The following is a 16,773-nucleotide window of genomic DNA, read 5'->3' as shown; positions in this document are numbered from 1 at the left end:
GTTTACCGGATGCCCGCCCCCTCATGAAGATCCTCGTCGGCTACAAGCGCGTGGTGGACTACAACGTCCGCATCCAGGTCAAACCCGACGGCTCGGGCGTGGTCACCGACGGCGTCAAGCTCTCGGCCAACCCTTTCGATGAGATCGCGCTCGAGGAAGCCCTGCGCCTGCGCGACAAGGGCATCGCGACCGAAGTGATCGTCGCCACCATCGCCCCTGCCGACGCCCAAGCCCACCTGCGCAACGGCCTGGCAATGGGCGCCAACCGTGCGATCCACGTGGTCGCCGACGGCGCCATCGCCCCGCTCACGGCCGCGCGCGTGCTGCTCAAGCTCGTCGAGAAGGAACAGCCGGACCTCGTCATCCTCGGCAAGCAGGCCATCGACGACGACGCCAACCAGACCGGCCAGATGCTCGCCACGCTGTGGGGCCGCCCGCAGGCGACCTTCGCCTCCAAGCTCGACGTCGCCGGCGGCAAGGCCACGGTCGTGCGCGAAGTCGACGCGGGCCTGGAAACGCTGGAAGTCGACCTGCCAGCGGTGGTCACCACGGACCTGCGCCTCAACGAGCCGCGCTTCATCAAGCTGCCCGACATCATGAAGGCCAAGAGCAAGCCGATGGAGTCGATCCCGCTGGCCGACCTCGGCGTCGATGCGGGCGATGAACTCAAGACCACGCACTACGCGCCGCCTGCCAAGCGCAGCAAGGGCGTGATGGTGAAGGACGCGGCCGAACTGGTCGCCGCACTGAAAGCGAAGGGGTTGCTCTGATGTCCAAGGTCCTGATCGTTGCCGAACACCTCGACGGCAAGCTCAATGCGGCGACCGCCAAGTGCGTGTCCGCGGCAAAGGCGCTGAATCCCGACTCCATCGACGTGCTCGTGCTCGCCGCCGATCCGGCCGCGGTCGCAGCGCAAGCGGCGAAGCTGCAGGGCGTCGCGCGCGTGCTCGACGTTGCCGATGCCGCCAACGCCAATGCGATCGCGCAGGTGCAGGCGCCGCAGGTCGCGAAGCTCGCCGCCGGTTACACGCATGTGTTCGGCCCCAGCACCACCTTCGGCAAGGACCTGATGCCGTGCGTCGCCGCGCTGCTCGGCGTGTCGCAGGTGTCCGACGTCATGGCCGTCGAAGGCACGCACACGTTCAAGCGCCCGATCTACGCGGGCAACGCGATCGTCACCGTCGAAGCGCCGCAAGGTCGCCCGGTGGTCGCGACCGTGCGCACGGCTTCGTGGCCGGAAGTCGCGCGCGACGGCAACGCCGCCGTCGAATCCACGAGCACCGACGCGAGCTTGCCGACGCACACGCGTTTCCAGGGTCTGGCCGCCGGCAAGTCCGATCGCCCCGACCTGCAGAGTGCGCGCCGCGTCGTGTCCGGTGGCCGCGGCGTGGGTTCGGCCGAGAACTTCAAGATCGTCTACGAACTCGCCGACAAGCTCGGCGCCGCGGTCGGCGCCTCGCGCGCGGCCGTCGATGCCGGCTACGTGTCGAACGAAATGCAGGTGGGCCAGACCGGCAAGATCATCTCGCCGGAGTTGTACGTCGCCGTCGGCATCAGCGGCGCGATCCAGCACCTGACGGGCATCAAGGACGCGGGCACGATCGTGGCGATCAACAAGGATCCCGAAGCACCGATCTTCGAGATCGCCGACATCGGCCTGGTCGGCGATCTGTTCAAGCTGCTGCCGGAATTGCAGCAGGCGCTGTAAGCGCCCATGGATCAACCGCCCGAATTCGACCGCTACGCGCGCGATTACGCGCGCCTGCACGGCGAAAGCATCCGTGCCAGCGGCGAGGAGCCGGCGTACTTCGCCGCCTCCAAGGCCGCCTACGTGGCGCGCGCGGTCGCCGATCGGCCGCCGGCGCAATTGCTCGACTTCGGCTGCGGCATCGGTGGAACGCTCGGCTTCCTGCGCGAAGCGCTCCCGGACACGACGCTGCATGGCATGGACGTCTCGCGCGAAAGCCTCGCGATGGCCGGCCAGGCGCATCCGGAGGTCGCGCTGTCGGTGATCGAAGGCGACCGCCTGGCCATGGACGACGCTACGGTGGACGTGGCGGTGGCCGCGTGCGTCTTCCACCACATCCCGCCGGCCGAACGCGCGCACTGGCTGCGCGAATTGCGCCGCGTGCTCAAGCCCGGCGGCCGCCTGTTCGTGTTCGAACACAATCCGTGGAATCCGCTGACGCGCAAGGTCGTGCGCGATTGCGCATTCGACGAGGACGCGATCCTGCTCAGCAGCATCGAAACCCGCGGCCTCCTGCGCGACGCGGGCTTCGACGGCACGCATGTGGACTACACGATCTTCTTCCGGCACGCGCTCGCCGCGCTGCGCCCGCTCGAGCGCCTGCTCACGCGCGTGCCGGTGGGCGCGCAATACGTCGCGAGCGGACGTGCCTGACACCATGACGCAGCGCACACGGGAAGACGCGCCCGCCATCGTGGGCCACGGAATGCTGGCGCGCGCAATGGCGCCGGTCGTGCATCCGCGTCACGCCTGCGTGGTGTTCGCCTCGGGCGTTTCCAATTCGACGGAAACCGATCCCGCCGCATTCGCACGCGAAGCAGCGCTGCTGCGCGAACGCCTGGAGGATTGGCGTCCCCTGCTGTATTTCAGCAGTTGCGGCGTCGCCGATGCCTTCGAAGCGCGCCGTCCCTACATCCGCCACAAGCAGGCGATGGAAGACCTGGTCGTCGCCAACGGCGGCCGCGTCGTCCGGCTGCCGCAGGTGGTCGGGCGCACGGACAACACGCACACGCTGACCAACTACCTGCGCGATCGCATCGTGCACGGGGAACACTTCGAACTGTGGGCGCATGCCGAACGCAACCTCGTCGACGTCGACGATGTCGCGCGGATCGTCGGCGCACTGCTCGATGCCTGGCCGCGCGACGCCCACGTGGTGACCGTCGCGTGCCCGGTGTCCACGCCGATGCCGCGGATCGTCGACGTGTTCGAACGCGTGCTCGGACGCAAGGCGAACTACACGCCACTGGATCTCGGGCACCCCATGCCCATCGATGCGCCGCTCGCGCAGGCCATCGCACGGCGCATCGGAATCGACTTCGATGCGGGCTATCTCGAACGCGTCATCGGAAAATACTATGGCTGAGACGCCCCTCGCGCTGTCCGTCGTCATTCCCGTGTACGGCAGCGCGCGCATCCTGCCGGAACTCGCGCGGCGGCTCGAAGCTGCGCTCGCGCCGCGCTACGGCCTGGACGGGTTCGAAGCGGTGCTCGTGCACGACAGCGGCCCGGATGATGCGTGGCAGGTGATCGAGTCGCTCGCCCAACAGCATCCGTGGCTCGGCGGCGTCGACCTGCGCATGAATGCCGGGCAGCACAACGCCGTGATGGCGGGCCTGGCGCACGCGCGCGGTGCCATCGTCGTCACGATGGACGACGACCTGCAGCATTCGCCCGACGACATCGCCGCGCTCGTGGCGCCGATCGAGGCCGGGGCGGACGTGTGCTACGCGAACTTCGCGCGGCGCGAGCACGCGAAGTGGAAAGTGCTCGGCAGCAATTTCAACGATTGGGTCGCGCAGCGCCTGCTGAAGAAACCCAAGGGCTTGTATCTCTCGCCCTTCCGCGCGATGCGCGGCGAAATCCGCGATGAAGTGCTGCGCTACGACGGCCCCTTCGTCTACGTCGACGGGCTGATCCTGCAGGCCACGCGCAACATCGCGACGGTCGACGTCGACCATCACGCACGCAGCGACGGGCGCTCGGGTTACAGCTTCACCAAGCTCGTCTCGCTGTGGTCGCAGATGGCCACCAGCTTCTCCGTCGTGCCCCTGCGCTTCGTGTCGCTGGTCGGTGCACTGTCGTCGGTCGTGGGCTTCGCGATGGCGGGCCTGGTGGTCGTCTCCAAGCTGCTGCATCCGGAGTGGACCGTCGGCTGGGCCTCGCTGATCGTCACCGTGCTGATCCTCGGCGGCATCCAGCTGCTCGCGCTCGGTGCGATCGGCGAATACGTGGGGCGCGTGCTGCTCACGCTCAACGGCAAACCGCAGTACGTCGTGCGAAAGACGGTCGGGCGCCTGGCCGCGCGCGAATGACGACGCATCTTTCGGCCGTCGCGGGGCGTTTCGTCCGCTTCGCGATGGTGGGCGGCGCGACCACGTTGTTCTACGGCGTGCTGGCCTGGGCGCTCGTCGAGCATGCATCGATCGCGCCGGTGCCCGCATCGGTGCTCGCCTACGTCGCGTCGGTTCCGCTCAATTTCCTGCTGCAGCGCGGCTTCGCATTCCGCTCGGAAAACCGCGTGCAACGCGACCTGCCGCGCTACCTGCTGGTGCACGCGGGCAACATCGCCGCGTCGGCGGCGGTGATGCACGTCGTGGTGTCGGTGCTGCACGCCGCCTATCTGTGGGGCGTGGTGGCGACGATGACCTTCGTCCCCGTCGTCGTGTTCTTCCTGCTGGACCGCTGGGTCTTCAAACGCTTGCCGGGCTGATGCCTGCGCATCAGCCCGTGTTCGCGCCGCCGATTACTTCGGGCAGGCCGTGCCGGCCAGGCGCGCGCGGCCGATTTCCTTGCCGTTGGCGTGGTCGCGCAGGAGGATCGTGCGGCCGGCCGTCATCCACTTGCCGGTTTCGCGGCTGCCGAACGCACCGCCGAGCATGAACAACGACTCCTTGCCGCCCGGGCCGAGCGGACGCACTTCGACCTGGCGCACGCCGGGCACGCTGCGCGCATTCCAATGCACGGTGACGGCGACCGCCTTGCCGTCGCACGTGTCCACGCTCGCCGGTTCGAACCAGATCGCCGGGCCCGCGGCGGCAGCGACCGGCGCGGCGACAGTGGAGGGCGCGGCCGTGGTGGCGTTCGCGGGCGCCTGCGCCGGCGTGGGCGCGCGGTTGCAAGCGGTGAGCGCGATGGCGGCAAGCACCGCGACGGTTTGGATCATTCGGATGGTGCGCACAGGTTGAACCCTCGTATCAATCGAAGCGGCAGGAGCGGATCAGGAAGGATATCTCACGCAGGTCGGGGCCCTTTCCGGGCACCGTGATCGGCGTGAAGGCGTGCGAGCTTTCCAACACGAGCTTGGCGCCGAGCATCGGGCCGCCGGCCGGCGCGCGATCGAGCGCCGCCAGCGGAATCTCCACTTCCACGCGCGGCGTGACGGCATCGAGCTCGAGCTTCAGCACTTCGCGTTCGCCGGACAGAAAACGCAGCGTGACTTTGCGCAGGCCGAGCTCGACGGGGAAGTTGCAGCCCATGTCGAACACCAGGCGCGTGCGTCGCGGCCCATGCAGCACGAACAAGTCCGCGCGCTGGCTCATCCACGCATCGGAAATGCCGTGCAGCGCATCGGCCGGCTGGTGCACGCCGCCGAGCGCAAGAATGTGTTCGTCGGGCGCCACCGCGTCCAGGCCCGGCGGCGGCGCGGGCTGCGGATAGCCGAAGTAGGCGAGCATGTCGCCGAGCACGAGCTGGATCAGGCGATGTTCGGCCGCACCGAGCGCCAGGTCGCACATGTGCTTGCGTTCGGTCGGCAGCGCGAGTTGCGGCAGGATGTCGCACGCGACCTGCGGCATGTCCAGGCCCAGCGCGGCATACACGCGCGCCATCTGCGCGACCGGATCGGCGACCAGGTCTTCGAAGCGCACCGGGTGGAAACTGTCGTCGGTGGTGGCGCGCGCATGGCGATAGGCCGCGTCGAGCCAGCGGTGGTAATCGGAAATGCCGTAGAGCACTTCGGTCGAGAACGCGGTGTCGAAGAACGCATCGCTGCGCATCGCGCGGCGCTTCATCGATTCGAGCACCGAATGCGGTTCGCGCAGGATGCAGAAGGTGCGCAGCGACGGCCGCGCGGCCTGGAGCGCATCGAGGAAGAACACGTTGTCCGGTGTTTTCTCGCCCAGGTACGGGCGCGCGGTCGCCTGCCCCATCTCGGCGCCGAGCAGGGCCATGCCTGCTTCGAACAAGGCCGGGCCATGCAGGCCATCGCGGAACAGCGCGAGGATCTTCTGCAGGAAGGCTTCGAAGTTCGACGCATCCCACACGCGCATGCCGGGGCCGGAGGGTTCGCCCAAACCGTGTTGCCCGAGCACGTCGCGGAATTTGCACAGGCGGCGGAAGGTCTGCAGGCGCGCTTCGTTCGTGCCTTCCACCAGCGTGCCCCACAGTTGCGGACGCAGCCAGCCTTCGAGCAACGCCAGGTTCTCGCGCGGGAACGGACGATCGCGCCCGAACATCCACAACTGGCGGAACAGGCTGGTCTCCATGAAGTAGCAGAAGACGTCCGGATGCGCGTTGAACAATTGCCCGAAGAATGTCGTGCCGCCGCGCGGCATGCCGCACACGACGAACGAGAATCCGGGCGACGCCGGGGACGGCGCGGGCATCGGCATCGACATCAGGTTTCCACCACGTTTTCCGGATCCACGACGAGCGAGGCCAGCACGTCGTCGCTTGCGGCGGCGAGCAGTTCGAACTTCTGGCCCGCGCGCAGCCATGCGCCGGTGACGCACGTGCCGACACTGCCACCGCGCGCGAATTGCGTGCGCGTACCGTCCGAGCGCACGAGCACGATGTCGACGGCCTCGGCGCCGCTGTCGCTGGCGTCCCACGCGATTTCGCCCATGCGCTTGCCCGCCGGCGCGAGGCGGAACACGACGTTGTCGGTGCGCAATGGTCCGCGCAGGCGCAGCGCTTCTTCGCGCGCCTGGGTGCGCGCCTCGCTCTCGTATTCCTCGAGCAGCGCTTCGGTCGGACCGACGGCGCGGATGCGCCCGCCCTCCATCCAGATCGCGCGATTGGACACGCGGCGCAGCAACTGCGCGTTGTGCGAAGCGACGACGACGATGTGGGCCGATTCGACGAAGCTGTTCATCCGCGCCACGACTTTCTCGCGGAACGCCGCGTCGCCCGCGCCGATCCACTCGTCCATCAGGAGGATCTCGCTGGAGAAGCCGGTCGCGATCGCGAACGCCAGACGCATCGCCATGCCTTGCGAATAAGTGCGCAGCGGCATGTCCAGGTACGGGCCCAGCCCGGTGAACGCCACGATGCCCGGCAGCGCGGCTTCGATCTGCGCGCGAGTTTTGCCGGCGATCAGCCCTTTCAGCACGATGTTGCGGTAACCGCTGGCCTCCTGGCGGAAGCCGATCGCGATGTTGAACAGGCCCGTCACCGGCCGGCTGCTGTCCACCGAACCGGTTTGCGGATGGTAGATGCCGGCGAGCACGCGCAACAGCGTCGACTTGCCCGCGCCGTTGTGGCCGATCAGCGCGAGCCGATCGCCTTCGCGCAGATCGAGCGAGACGTCGTCGAGCGCGAGCACACGCCCCTGCCCGCCCTTGGATTCGAACCGGCCGCCGAGCTTGCCGCGGAAGCGCACGAGGTCGGCGTGCGCGCGGGTCTGCCGCAAGGGAAAGTGCAAGGTGAGGTTGCGTGCGCGCAGGTACATCGTCAGAGCCAGAATGCGATCTTGTTGCGCGTGGAGGTGTAGGTGTACGCACCGGCCAGCAGCCCGGCGATGTTGACCGCCAGCACCACCGCCCAGCTGTCCCAGGGCACGGTGTTGTAGACCAGCGGCATGCGCACGATCTCGATGAAGTGCGTCACCGGGTTGTACTGCGCGAGCTTGGCCAGCCCCGCCGTTGTGCCCGGCATCCAGATGATCGGCGTGATGAAGAACAACAGGCGCATCACGGTCTGCATCGCGTGGTAGATGTCGCGATGGCGCACGCACAGCGGCGCCATGATGGCGGCGAACCACATCGGCGCGATCATGTACGAGACCAGCCCGGGAATCGCCGCGAGCATCACGTACGACCAATGCGTCTGCTTCCAGACGAGCACGCCGAACATCACCAGCAGCGTCAGGCCGAACACCAGCCAGTTGCGGTAGATCGCCTGCAGGAAGAACACCGGATAGGGAATGGACGTGCCCATCAACCAGTTGCTCGAGGTGATGTAGGCCGAGCAGCAATCCAGCACCATCAGGTTGATGTAGCTCCACAGCCCGAAGCCGACGGTCACGAACATCGCGAACTCGGCGAAGGAGGCCGGCGACATCTGCCCGAACACCAGCACCTTCACGCCCACGAACGCGGCGAAGGAGGTCACCACCCACGTCACGCCGAAGAACGTGCGGCGATAGCGATCCGACAGATCCTCGGCGCCCAGCGCGGTCCACAGGCGCCACAGGCCGAACGCACGCACCCAGTCGCGCCACGCGGCGCGCGCCGGCGAAGCGCGGGTGGCCGCGTTCTCGTGGACCGGTGCCTGCGCGCTCATGCCTGCGGTCGCGTCGCGACGACGGCGCCGTTGAGGGCCTGCGCGCCGATCAATCCGTACTCCGGCAGCGGACCCTCGAAGATCCGGATGTCGACGAACCCGGCCTGCTGCAGCAACTCGCGCACGTGCGTCTCGGAGAAGATGCGCATCTCCAGCGTCTGGCCCGGACCGCCGTGGAAGCGCGGGTGCAGATAGGTTTCGGTCCCGCCTTCGGCGAGCGTGTTCACGACCACCCAGTCCTCGCCGCGCTTCTCGACGGAGAAGTCGTGCAGCTTCGGATAGTGTTCGATGGTCTGCGTGAAGCGGCGGTTCATCGGCACGGTCAGCAGGAACTTGCCGCCCGGCTTGAGCACCTGGAAGGCGCCACGGAACGCCGAGAGCACCGGCGGCGGCACGTGTTCGAACACGTCGGAGGAAATCAGGAAATCGTTGCGCCCGATCTGGTTCTGCGGCGGCGCGGTGATGTCCACGCGCGGTTCGCAGTGATAGAAGGTGTTCGTGTAGTCGCAGAGCTTCGCCAGCCTGTCCGCGTAGCCGACCCAGTCCGACAGGCCGATGCCGCGCAGCTTCAGCGGGCCCTGGAGTTGCGAGAACGGCGCATCGACGCCGAGCACGCCGCGGGTGAAGGCGTGCACGACCAGGCGCATGCGCTCGGTCGACCGGCAGCCTTCGCAGATGTGGCGCGGATCATCGCCCAGCGCGCTGTGCGCGCCGCAGAGATTGCAGGTGAAGTGCGTCGCGTCCGACGTCATGCGAGCGGCGGATAACGGTAGACGGGATGCGGATACATCTGCTCGGCGAAGAGCTTGTCTTCGTGCAGCAGCGTTTCCTCGATCGCCTGCATCGCGCCCAGGCACGAGCCGTGCAGCGGATCGTCGAAGACGAAGTACCCGTCGCGCACCATCAGCGGACGCGAGGCTTCCACGGCGTAACGCACGCCCTCGTAGATATCGCAGTCCACGTGCGCGATCGCGATGCGGCGCCCGCTGGCGGCGATCGCCGGGAAGGTCGCATCGAAAACGCCCTTCACCGGGACGAGCCAGTCGCCGAGCTTCGCCGAGGCGATCGCGGCGCTGAAGTCGTCGAAGCTGGTGTCCTTGAAGTCGCCTTCGTGGTGCAGGTCGCGCACCGCGTCGGTCTTGGGCATGCCGCCGTAGGTGTCGAGCGCGAACACGCGCGCCTGCACGCCGTGCGCGCGCAGGAGCGAGGCCATGAAGATCGCCGAGCCGCCGCGGTAGCTGCCGAATTCGACGATGTCGCCGTCTTCGAGCTCCGGCAGGCCGAAGACGATCAGCATGTAGAGGTTCATCAATTTGTGCAGCGTGAGCAGCGAGCCGCGGCTGCGCGCGAGTTCGAAGGCTTCGGCGAAATCCTTCTGCGCCGTGATTTCCTCGGCCAGCGGGCCGTATTCCAGGCCCCAGCCACGCAGGTGGCCGAGCTGGATGGCGCGCCCGCGATCGAGTTGCCAGGGGCGGTGCGACAGTCCGGCGATGCGTTCGAGCAGGCTGCCGGGTGCCGGCGACTGCGGGCGCCTGGAGAGCGCGCGTTCGATGATGTCCCGCATGATCTCTCCGTGGATGCGTATGCGGCCGGAGTTTATCAGCCTCGTTCCACGACGATGTACTGGGACCACCCGGTCCGCGACCAGAAGGCGGCCTGCCGCGGGAAACCATCGGCGTCGTCCCGGAAATGCGCGAGCATCTCTTCTTCCAGCCAGGGCAGGCGCACGGTCCCGCGCGCCTGGATCTGCAATCCCGCGGCGGCCAGCGCGGCGGCGATCGCATCGCCGTCGGGCAGGTCGCGATGCGTGTGGTCGTCGTCGAAGCGCGAGATCACCAGGTCCACGCCGGCGCGCTGCAATACATCGCGCGAAGGCAGCGTGAGCGCGGCCGGCGCGGGCCACTCCAGGTACATGCGCCCGCCGGGCGCGAGCTTGCGCGCGGCCCATTCGACGAACGTGCGCGGGTCGGCGATGTGCTCGATGAAGTGCGCGCACAGGATCGCGTCGAAGGTGCGGCCGCCGAATTCCGGCGGCGCGAGATTCCAGTCGCCGATCTCGAAGCTGGCGAACTGATCGAACAGGCGCCCCTTCTCGATCGAATACGCGTGCAGTTCCAGGTCGCCGCGTTCCGGCGCGGGCCACGCGCGGAACACCGACAAGGAACCGTCGCCCGCGCCGACATCCACCACCGACGCTTTCGGCGGCAGCGTCTTGAGGAAGGCCGTGCGCGGATGGAAGGTGAAGTACAGCTCCATCACGCGATCGCGCGCCAGCCGCGAGGTGCGCGGGCGCTCGAACCAGGCCTTGATGTCGTCCACGCCGAAGGTGGCCGTGGCGGGAGATGCGGTGTGCGTCATGCGGAAAACCAGTCGAGGGCTTGGTCGAGTGTACGGAACACGGCGTCGTCGTCGCTGTGTGGATCCAGGCGGCGCGCGTCGCGCACGCCGGCCGCGCGGGCCGCGTCGAGGTCGGCCTGGGTGTCGCCGAGCAGGCGCGAGGCCGGCAGCTCGATGTGCAGGTGGTGCGCGGCGGCGAACAACATGCCCGGCTGCGGCTTGCGGCACGCGCAGGCGCGCCGCGCATCGCCGATGCCGGCGGTGGGATGGTGCGGGCAGTAGTAGGTGGCGAACAAGGGCGCATCGTGCGCGCGGAACTGCACATGCACCCACGTGGTGTAGGACAGGAATGTCGCCTCGTCGTACAGGCCACGCGCGATGCCGGCCTGGTTGGTCACGACGATCGGCGCGAAACCCGCCGCGCGCGCGGTGCGCACGAGGTCGAAAATGCCCGGCAGGAAATCGGTGCGCTCGGCGGCGTGGACATAACCGTGGTCGACGTTGATCACGCCGTCGCGGTCGAGGAACAACGCGCGGCGGGGTGCCGGCCACGCGGCCAGTTGCGCCTGCAGGGTCGGATCGTCGAAGTGCGCGGCATCGACGAACGTCATCGCGCGAACCATCCCTGTGCGCGCGCGTAATCGGCGGGCACGCCGATGTCGATGAAATCGCGCGTGTCTTCGAACGCGGCGATGTCGCCCGCCGCGGCACGCGCGGGCAGCCAATCGTGTTCCAGCGAGAAGCGCTCGGCGGACGGCAGCGTGTCGATCGCCGCGCGCGTGAGGAAATAGCAGCCCGCGTTGATCCAGCCCGGCGCGCTGCCGCCTTTTTCGCGGAACGCGGTGACGCGGCCTGCGCCGACGTCGACGCTGCCGTAGCGGCCCGCGTCGTCGACGTGCGCGAGGGCGACGCCGATGCACGTGTTGGCCTCGCGCGTTGTCGCTTCGAGCGCGCGCGGGTCGTAGTCCAGGTAGGTGTCGCCGTTGAGCACGTGCGTGCCCGCGCCTTCGATCAGGCGCAACGCGTGGCGCACCGCGCCACCGGTGCCGAGCGGTCGATCCTCCACCGAGTACGCGACCGCCATGCCCTGCCAGTGCGCACCGATCGCCGCTTCCACCTGCCCTGCCCCGTGGCCGGTGGCCAGCACGACGCGGCGCATGCCGCGCGCGGCGAGCGCATCGAGCACCCACGCCAGGAACGGCCGACCCGCGACCGGCGCCAGCGGCTTGGGCACGTCGGCGACGACTTCGCGCAAGCGCGTGCCGAGACCGCCGACGAGGAGGATCGCTTCGTCAACCGCCATCGCGCGGATGCATTTGCGTTTCGATCAGGGCGCAGAGCATGTGGCCGAGGAACTCGTGGCCTTCCTGGATGCGCGGCGTGTCGTCGGACGGCACGTGGAAGCACAGGTCGCATTGCGCCGCCATCGCGCCGCCGGTGCGGCCGGTGTAGCCGATGACGTGCAGGCCGCGTTCCTTCGCCGCGGAGATCGCGCGCAGGATGTTCTTCGAATTGCCCGACGTGGAAATCGCGACGAGGACGTCGCCGCGCCGGCCGAGCGCTTCGACCTGCCGTGCGAACACGTAGTCGAAGCCGTAGTCGTTGCCGATCGCGGTGAGGATGCTGCTGTCGGTGGTCAGCGCGATCCCGGGAAGCCCCGGGCGATCGTAGTAGAAGCGGCTGACCAGCTCGCCGGCCCAGTGCTGCGCGTCGGCCGCGCTGCCGCCGTTGCCCGCGAACAGGATCTTGTTGCCGTTGCGCAGCGCCGCGGTGCACAGCGACACCGCATCCTCGATGCGCTGCCTGAGCGCGGCGTCGCCCGCCATCGCCGCGAAGTTGGCGAGCGCCTTGTCGAACTCGTCGGCGATGAACGTCTTCACGGGCTCCTCCATGCGACAGCGCCGCGCGGGTTGAAGTGGAAATCCAGCAACGTGCCGCCCTGTTCGAGCAACGCGCGCGACAGGCCGACGCGGTCGGCCGGGTCGCACGCGAACATCATGAACCCACCGCCGCCTGCCCCGCTCACCTTGGTGGCGAGTGCGCCGTGCTTGCGGGCGGCGGCTTCGACCGAATCGATCATCGGATTGGTGATCGAGGCGGCCATCTGTTTCTTCGCTTCCCAGCCGGCCTGCATCGTGCGCGCGAAGGCGGCCAGGTCGCCGCGCAGCAGCGATTCCTTCATCGCCACCGCCTCGGCCTTGAGCTGGTGCATCGCCTCCACCGGCACGGCCTTGCCCGCCTTCGCGTTGCGCGCCTGCTCGTCGATGATGCGCGCCGAATCGCGCGAGACGCCGGTGAAGTACAGCAGCAAGGAGGCTTCGAGCTCGGCGACCACCCAATCCTTCATCCGCAAGGGATTCACGATCACGCGGTCGTCGGCGTGGAATTCCATGAAGTTGAATCCGCCGAAGGCCGCGGCGTACTGGTCCTGCTTGCCGCCGGCCAGCGCGAGATCGTGGCGTTCGATTTCGTAGGCGAGCCTTGCGATTTCGTATTCGCCCAGCGCCAGCCCGAAGTATTCGGCGAGCGCGGCGACGAGCGCCACCACCATCGTCGAGGAGGAGCCCAGGCCCGACCCCGGCGGTGCATCGGAGAAACTGCGCAGGCGGATCGCCGGGCGCTCGTCGTTGAGGAAATCGCGGCAGATGCGCAGGTAGGTGCCGAGCAACAACTGCAGGTCGCGATCCTCGCTCTTCACCGAATCCGGCGCGCAGCGCGCGACGCACGCGCGGTCGAGTGCGTGCAGTTCGACTTGGCCGTCTGGCGAGGGATCGACGATGGCGTAGGCATACTTGTCGATGGCCGCGTTCATCACGAAGCCGCCGTGCAGATCGCAGTACGGCGCGACGTCGGTCCCGCCGCCGGCCAGGCCCAGGCGCAACGGGGCACGCGCACGCACGATCATCGCTGGACTCCCAGTGCGTCGAGAAGGGTGGCGGCCATCGCCTCGCGCGAGAAGCGCTGCGCGACATAGTCGGTGGCCGCGTGCGAACGCTGCGTCCACTTCGCATCATCGTCGAGCAGCGCGACGAGTGCGTCGGCGAGGACCTGCGGGTCGTCAGCCACGTCGCAGACCGCCTCGGCGCCCGGCAAGCCCTGCACGCCGACCGGCGTGGTGACCAGCGGCGTGCCCTGCTGGAAGGCTTCGACGACCTTGCTCTTCACGCCCGCGCCGAAGCGCAGCGGTACGACGCACACGCGCGCGGTGGCGTAGCGGCGGAATAATGCTTCATCGTTGACGAAGCCGGTGACTTCCACGCGCCCTTCGGCCAGTTCCTGCACGCGCGGCGTGGGATTTGCGCCGACGAGCGAGAGACGCGCTTCGGGGCGCCGCGCCCACACGCGCGGCATGATCTCGTACACCAGCCATTCGGCCGCATCCACGTTCGGCGGATGGGCGAAGCCGGCGACGAACAGCAGGCCGCTGCGTTCGCCCGGACCGTCCATGCGCGGGAAGGCATCGTAGGCGTAGGGCAGGATCGGGCGTGCGTCGACGTCCTGTTCGAGGGAACGCACGGCGTCGGCTTCATCCTGCGAGGGATAGAGCACGACATCCACGCCTCGCCACACCTCGCGCTCGAGTTCCTCGAGCTTGTCGGCGTGGGCGAGCAGCGCCGGTTGCCCGAGCACATCGGCTTCCTGGCGCACGCGGCGGAAATGCAGGTCGTGGCCGTAGTAGGCGATGCGCGCGCGCGGGAACGCGTCGCGCGCCTGGGCCAGGAATTTCTCCGCGACGTCGGGGCGCGAAAGCAGGATCGCGTCGACTTCCTCGCCGATCGCTTCGCGCAGGGCGGGCAATCCGCGCATCCAGTCGCCGCCGGTGTAGACCTCGATGCCGAGCGCCTGCAGCGCCGGCGCGTAGTCCGGATCGAAGTGCAGGTTCTCCGGCCAGAACTTCACCACGCAGCCGGCTTCGACCAGGCGGCGCAGGAACGCGAACATCGTGCGCGAGCCCGCATCGCGATCGGGCTGCGGCACGTAGTGATCGATCACGAGCACGACCGGGCGATCCCACGCGCGATCGCGCGCACGCGTCACGCACTGCGCGTTCGGATAGTGCGCGGCGAGCGTGTCGCGCCAACGCTCGAGGAACTTGCGCTGGTTGTCGACCTGGTAGGCCTTGATGCCCGAGCCGGTGTCCGTTCCGTGCGAGATGCCTTCGTGGTGCACCACCACGGAGAAGGGCGTGTAGTACGCCTCCAGGCCTTCGGCGCGGATCCGGAATGCGAGATCGGAGTCTTCGCAATACGCCGGCACGTAACGTTCGTCGAAGCCGCCCAGGCGTTCGAACAACGTGCGCGGCACCATCAGCGCGGCGCCGGAGCAGTAATCCACGCGGCGCACGTAGTTGAACTCGCCCGCGTTCGGATCGCCCAGGCGTCCGTAATTCCACGCCGATCCATCGCGCCAGACGATGCCGCCGGCTTCCTGCAGGCGACCGTCGGGATAGATCAGTTTCGATCCGGCGATGCCCGCATCCGCGTGTTGCGCGAACACATCCAGCAGCGCGTCGAGCCAGCCCGGCCGCACTTCGGTGTCGTTGTTGAGGAACACCAGGTAATCGCCGCGCGCCAGCGCGATCGCCTGGTTGCACGAACGGATGAAGCCCAGGTTGGTTTCGTTGACGTGATAGCGCAGGCCCGGCACGTCGGCGAACGCGGCCATCGCCTCGTCGCCGGAGGCATCTTCGATCACGAGGACTTCGTAGGGAACGCTCGCACCGGAGATCATCAGCGAACGCAGGCACGCGGCGGTGTAGGCGACGTTGCCCCAGGTCGGCACGACGACGGTGACGCGCGGGGACTCGGTGGCATCGAAGCGCAGGTCGCCGAACCGCACGGCACGCGCGCCGCCCGTCGGCGGTGGCGCGGGCAGGACGACTTCGGGCGCAGTCCTGCGCAGTTTCGCCAGCGCACGACGCAAGGGCCCGGTCAGGCGCCACGCCGCCGAGCCGCGGATCTGGTCGATGACATTGCGCAGCTGCATCGCATAGCGATCCCGTGCGTCGATTTCGGCGCTGAGTTCGCGATGCGTGTCGGCGAGCAACTGCAGCATGCGGCGCACTTCGCCCGCCGCTTCGACAACGCGCTCGCGCAAGGCGAACACATCGCGGTCGAGCGACTGCGCCCACGCCACGGTGCGGCCGTGCTCATTGACCAGGGCCGCGTGCTGGCGACGCAAGTCGTCGAGCTCCGTGTCCAAGCCCTTCGCCCACGCCACGGTCTTCTGGTGTTCGGCATCCAGGCGCTGCGCCCATTGCACCGCCTGCGCGTGTTCTTCCGTCAGCGTGCCGACCCGCGCGCGCAGTGCCTCCACGTCGGCCGCCTGCGATTGCGCCCACCGGACAGCGTCGGCGTGTTCGCTGGTGAGCGTGCCCACGCGCTCGCGCAAGGACTGGACGGAGGCGTCCTGCTGCCTGGCCCACGCCGCGATTTCGCGCGTGCGCGCGTACAGATCTTCTTCGTCGGAGAACAACACCGAGGCATCGCGCGCGGGCAGCAGGGATTCGTCGGCAGCGGCGAGCGCGATGAAGTAAACCGGATCGGACATCTTCGGTGCGCGCGATGCGATGCCGGCGGGCGCATCGGCCAGCGGCGCGATCGTCGCGGTGTCGCCGGCGCCGATCGGCACCACGAGCGAACCGGCGGACATGCGCTGGCCGTAGTAGCGCACCGCGGGAAAGTGCCGGCGCAGCAGCGCGTCGAGTTCCGCGAAATCCAGTTCGCGGACGTGGAATTCGTTGTGGTGCCCCGCGAGCTCGGAATAGACGACGCGATTGGGCGAGGACAGCACGAGCACGCCATCGGGGCGCAGCACGCGGCGCAGTTCGCGCAACATCTCTTCGTGGCGATCGTGGTGTTCGATCGTTTCGAAGGAGACCGCCAAGTCGATGCTCGCATCGGCCAGCGGGATCTGCGCGGCACTGCCTTCGATGAAGCGCAGGTTGGCCGCGGCATAGCGCGCGGCGGCATGGCGCACGGCGTCGGGATCGATGTCCACGCCCGTGACGCTGCGCGCCGATTGCGCGAGCATCGCCGAGCCGTAGCCTTCGCCGCTGGCGATGTCGAGCACTTCGCGCCCCTGCGCGAGCGATTGCGCCCATGCGTAGCGATGCACGTGTTCCTGGCGGATTTCGCCCTGCTCCGTGGGCACGTACCGCTCGCCGGTGAATTCCATCGGATCCT

17 protein-coding genes and 1 pseudogene are annotated in these 16,773 nt (G+C 68.3%); 6 read left to right on the top strand and 12 right to left on the bottom strand.

The features are described from left to right. Nucleotides 1–23 precede the first annotated feature (23 nt). Genes AB4059_RS10315 through AB4059_RS10290 form a run of 6 tightly spaced genes read left to right on the top strand, consistent with a single transcriptional unit; the run spans nt 24 to nt 4,460 of the window. Nucleotides 24–770 carry an electron transfer flavoprotein subunit beta/FixA family protein gene (locus AB4059_RS10315; protein ID WP_498978815.1) on the top strand — a complete coding sequence of 249 codons (747 nt, stop codon included), beginning with the start codon at nt 24–26 and terminating at the stop codon, nt 768–770. Then, nucleotides 770–1,708 carry an electron transfer flavoprotein subunit alpha/FixB family protein gene (locus AB4059_RS10310; RefSeq protein ID WP_498978814.1) on the top strand — a complete coding sequence of 313 codons (939 nt, stop codon included), beginning with the start codon at nt 770–772 and terminating at the stop codon, nt 1,706–1,708. Before AB4059_RS10315 ends, AB4059_RS10310 begins: the two co-directional genes overlap by 1 nt. 6 nt (nt 1,709–1,714) lie before the next feature. Then, nucleotides 1,715–2,401, top strand: a complete 687-nt coding sequence (locus AB4059_RS10305) for a class I SAM-dependent methyltransferase (protein ID WP_498978813.1) — start codon at nt 1,715–1,717, stop codon at nt 2,399–2,401. A gap of 4 nt (nt 2,402–2,405) precedes the next feature. Continuing rightward, nucleotides 2,406–3,113, top strand: a complete 708-nt coding sequence (locus AB4059_RS10300) for an NAD-dependent epimerase/dehydratase family protein (RefSeq protein ID WP_498978812.1) — start codon at nt 2,406–2,408, stop codon at nt 3,111–3,113. Further along, nucleotides 3,106–4,062, top strand: a complete 957-nt coding sequence (locus tag AB4059_RS10295; protein ID WP_498978811.1) for a glycosyltransferase family 2 protein — start codon at nt 3,106–3,108, stop codon at nt 4,060–4,062. Before AB4059_RS10300 ends, AB4059_RS10295 begins: the two co-directional genes overlap by 8 nt. Next, a complete protein-coding gene (locus AB4059_RS10290) occupies nt 4,059–4,460 on the top strand; it encodes a GtrA family protein (protein ID WP_498978810.1) in 402 nt (133 codons plus the stop codon). Before AB4059_RS10295 ends, AB4059_RS10290 begins: the two co-directional genes overlap by 4 nt. Before the next feature lie 33 nt (nt 4,461–4,493). On the opposite strand, the gene AB4059_RS10285 is transcribed toward AB4059_RS10290, so the two are convergent. The 12 genes and pseudogenes from AB4059_RS10285 to AB4059_RS10230 form a co-directional block, all read right to left on the bottom strand. Further along, nucleotides 4,494–4,913, bottom strand: coding sequence for a hypothetical protein (locus tag AB4059_RS10285; RefSeq protein ID WP_498978809.1), 420 nt, complete (start codon nt 4,911–4,913; stop codon nt 4,494–4,496). Nucleotides 4,914–4,944: 31 nt separating this feature from the next. Further along, nucleotides 4,945–6,366, bottom strand: a complete 1,422-nt coding sequence (locus AB4059_RS10280; RefSeq protein ID WP_498978808.1) for a sulfotransferase family protein — start codon at nt 6,364–6,366, stop codon at nt 4,945–4,947. Continuing rightward, nucleotides 6,366–7,289, bottom strand: a pseudogene (locus tag AB4059_RS10275) (ABC transporter ATP-binding protein); the annotation flags it as partial. The pseudogene AB4059_RS10275 and the gene AB4059_RS10280, both read right to left, overlap by 1 nt. A 131-nt stretch (nt 7,290–7,420) precedes the next feature. Beyond that, complete coding sequence (locus AB4059_RS10270; RefSeq protein WP_498978807.1) at nt 7,421–8,251, bottom strand: ABC transporter permease; 831 nt, start codon at nt 8,249–8,251, stop codon at nt 7,421–7,423. After that, a complete protein-coding gene (locus AB4059_RS10265) occupies nt 8,248–9,003 on the bottom strand; it encodes a methyltransferase domain-containing protein (protein ID WP_498978806.1) in 756 nt (251 codons plus the stop codon). Before AB4059_RS10265 ends, AB4059_RS10270 begins: the two co-directional genes overlap by 4 nt. Further along, on the bottom strand, nt 9,000–9,815 hold the full coding sequence (locus tag AB4059_RS10260; protein ID WP_498978805.1) for a TylF/MycF/NovP-related O-methyltransferase: 816 nt from the start codon (nt 9,813–9,815) through the stop codon (nt 9,000–9,002). The genes AB4059_RS10265 and AB4059_RS10260 overlap by 4 nt, the downstream gene beginning before the upstream one ends. Nucleotides 9,816–9,850: 35 nt before the next feature. Next, on the bottom strand, nt 9,851–10,609 hold the full coding sequence (locus AB4059_RS10255; protein WP_498978804.1) for a class I SAM-dependent methyltransferase: 759 nt from the start codon (nt 10,607–10,609) through the stop codon (nt 9,851–9,853). Continuing rightward, entirely contained in the window at nt 10,606–11,199 is a 594-nt protein-coding gene (locus AB4059_RS10250) for a D-glycero-alpha-D-manno-heptose-1,7-bisphosphate 7-phosphatase (RefSeq protein WP_498978803.1), read from the bottom strand. Before AB4059_RS10250 ends, AB4059_RS10255 begins: the two co-directional genes overlap by 4 nt. After that, a complete protein-coding gene (locus AB4059_RS10245; protein WP_498978802.1) occupies nt 11,196–11,891 on the bottom strand; it encodes a nucleotidyltransferase family protein in 696 nt (231 codons plus the stop codon). Before AB4059_RS10245 ends, AB4059_RS10250 begins: the two co-directional genes overlap by 4 nt. After that, nucleotides 11,881–12,468, bottom strand: coding sequence for a D-sedoheptulose-7-phosphate isomerase (locus tag AB4059_RS10240; protein WP_498978801.1), 588 nt, complete (start codon nt 12,466–12,468; stop codon nt 11,881–11,883). Before AB4059_RS10240 ends, AB4059_RS10245 begins: the two co-directional genes overlap by 11 nt. Next, nucleotides 12,465–13,493: a GHMP family kinase ATP-binding protein gene (locus tag AB4059_RS10235; protein WP_498978800.1), complete on the bottom strand. Its 1,029-nt coding sequence runs from the start codon at nt 13,491–13,493 to the stop codon at nt 12,465–12,467. The genes AB4059_RS10240 and AB4059_RS10235 overlap by 4 nt, the downstream gene beginning before the upstream one ends. After that, nucleotides 13,490–16,765, bottom strand: a complete 3,276-nt coding sequence (locus AB4059_RS10230; protein ID WP_498978799.1) for a glycosyltransferase — start codon at nt 16,763–16,765, stop codon at nt 13,490–13,492. The genes AB4059_RS10235 and AB4059_RS10230 overlap by 4 nt, the downstream gene beginning before the upstream one ends. Nucleotides 16,766–16,773 lie beyond the last annotated feature (8 nt).

This window comes from Lysobacter sp. 2RAF19 (assembly GCF_052115395.1).
GTDB lineage: Bacteria > Pseudomonadota > Gammaproteobacteria > Xanthomonadales > Xanthomonadaceae > Noviluteimonas.
This window is presented reverse-complemented; position numbering and strand designations above follow the sequence as displayed.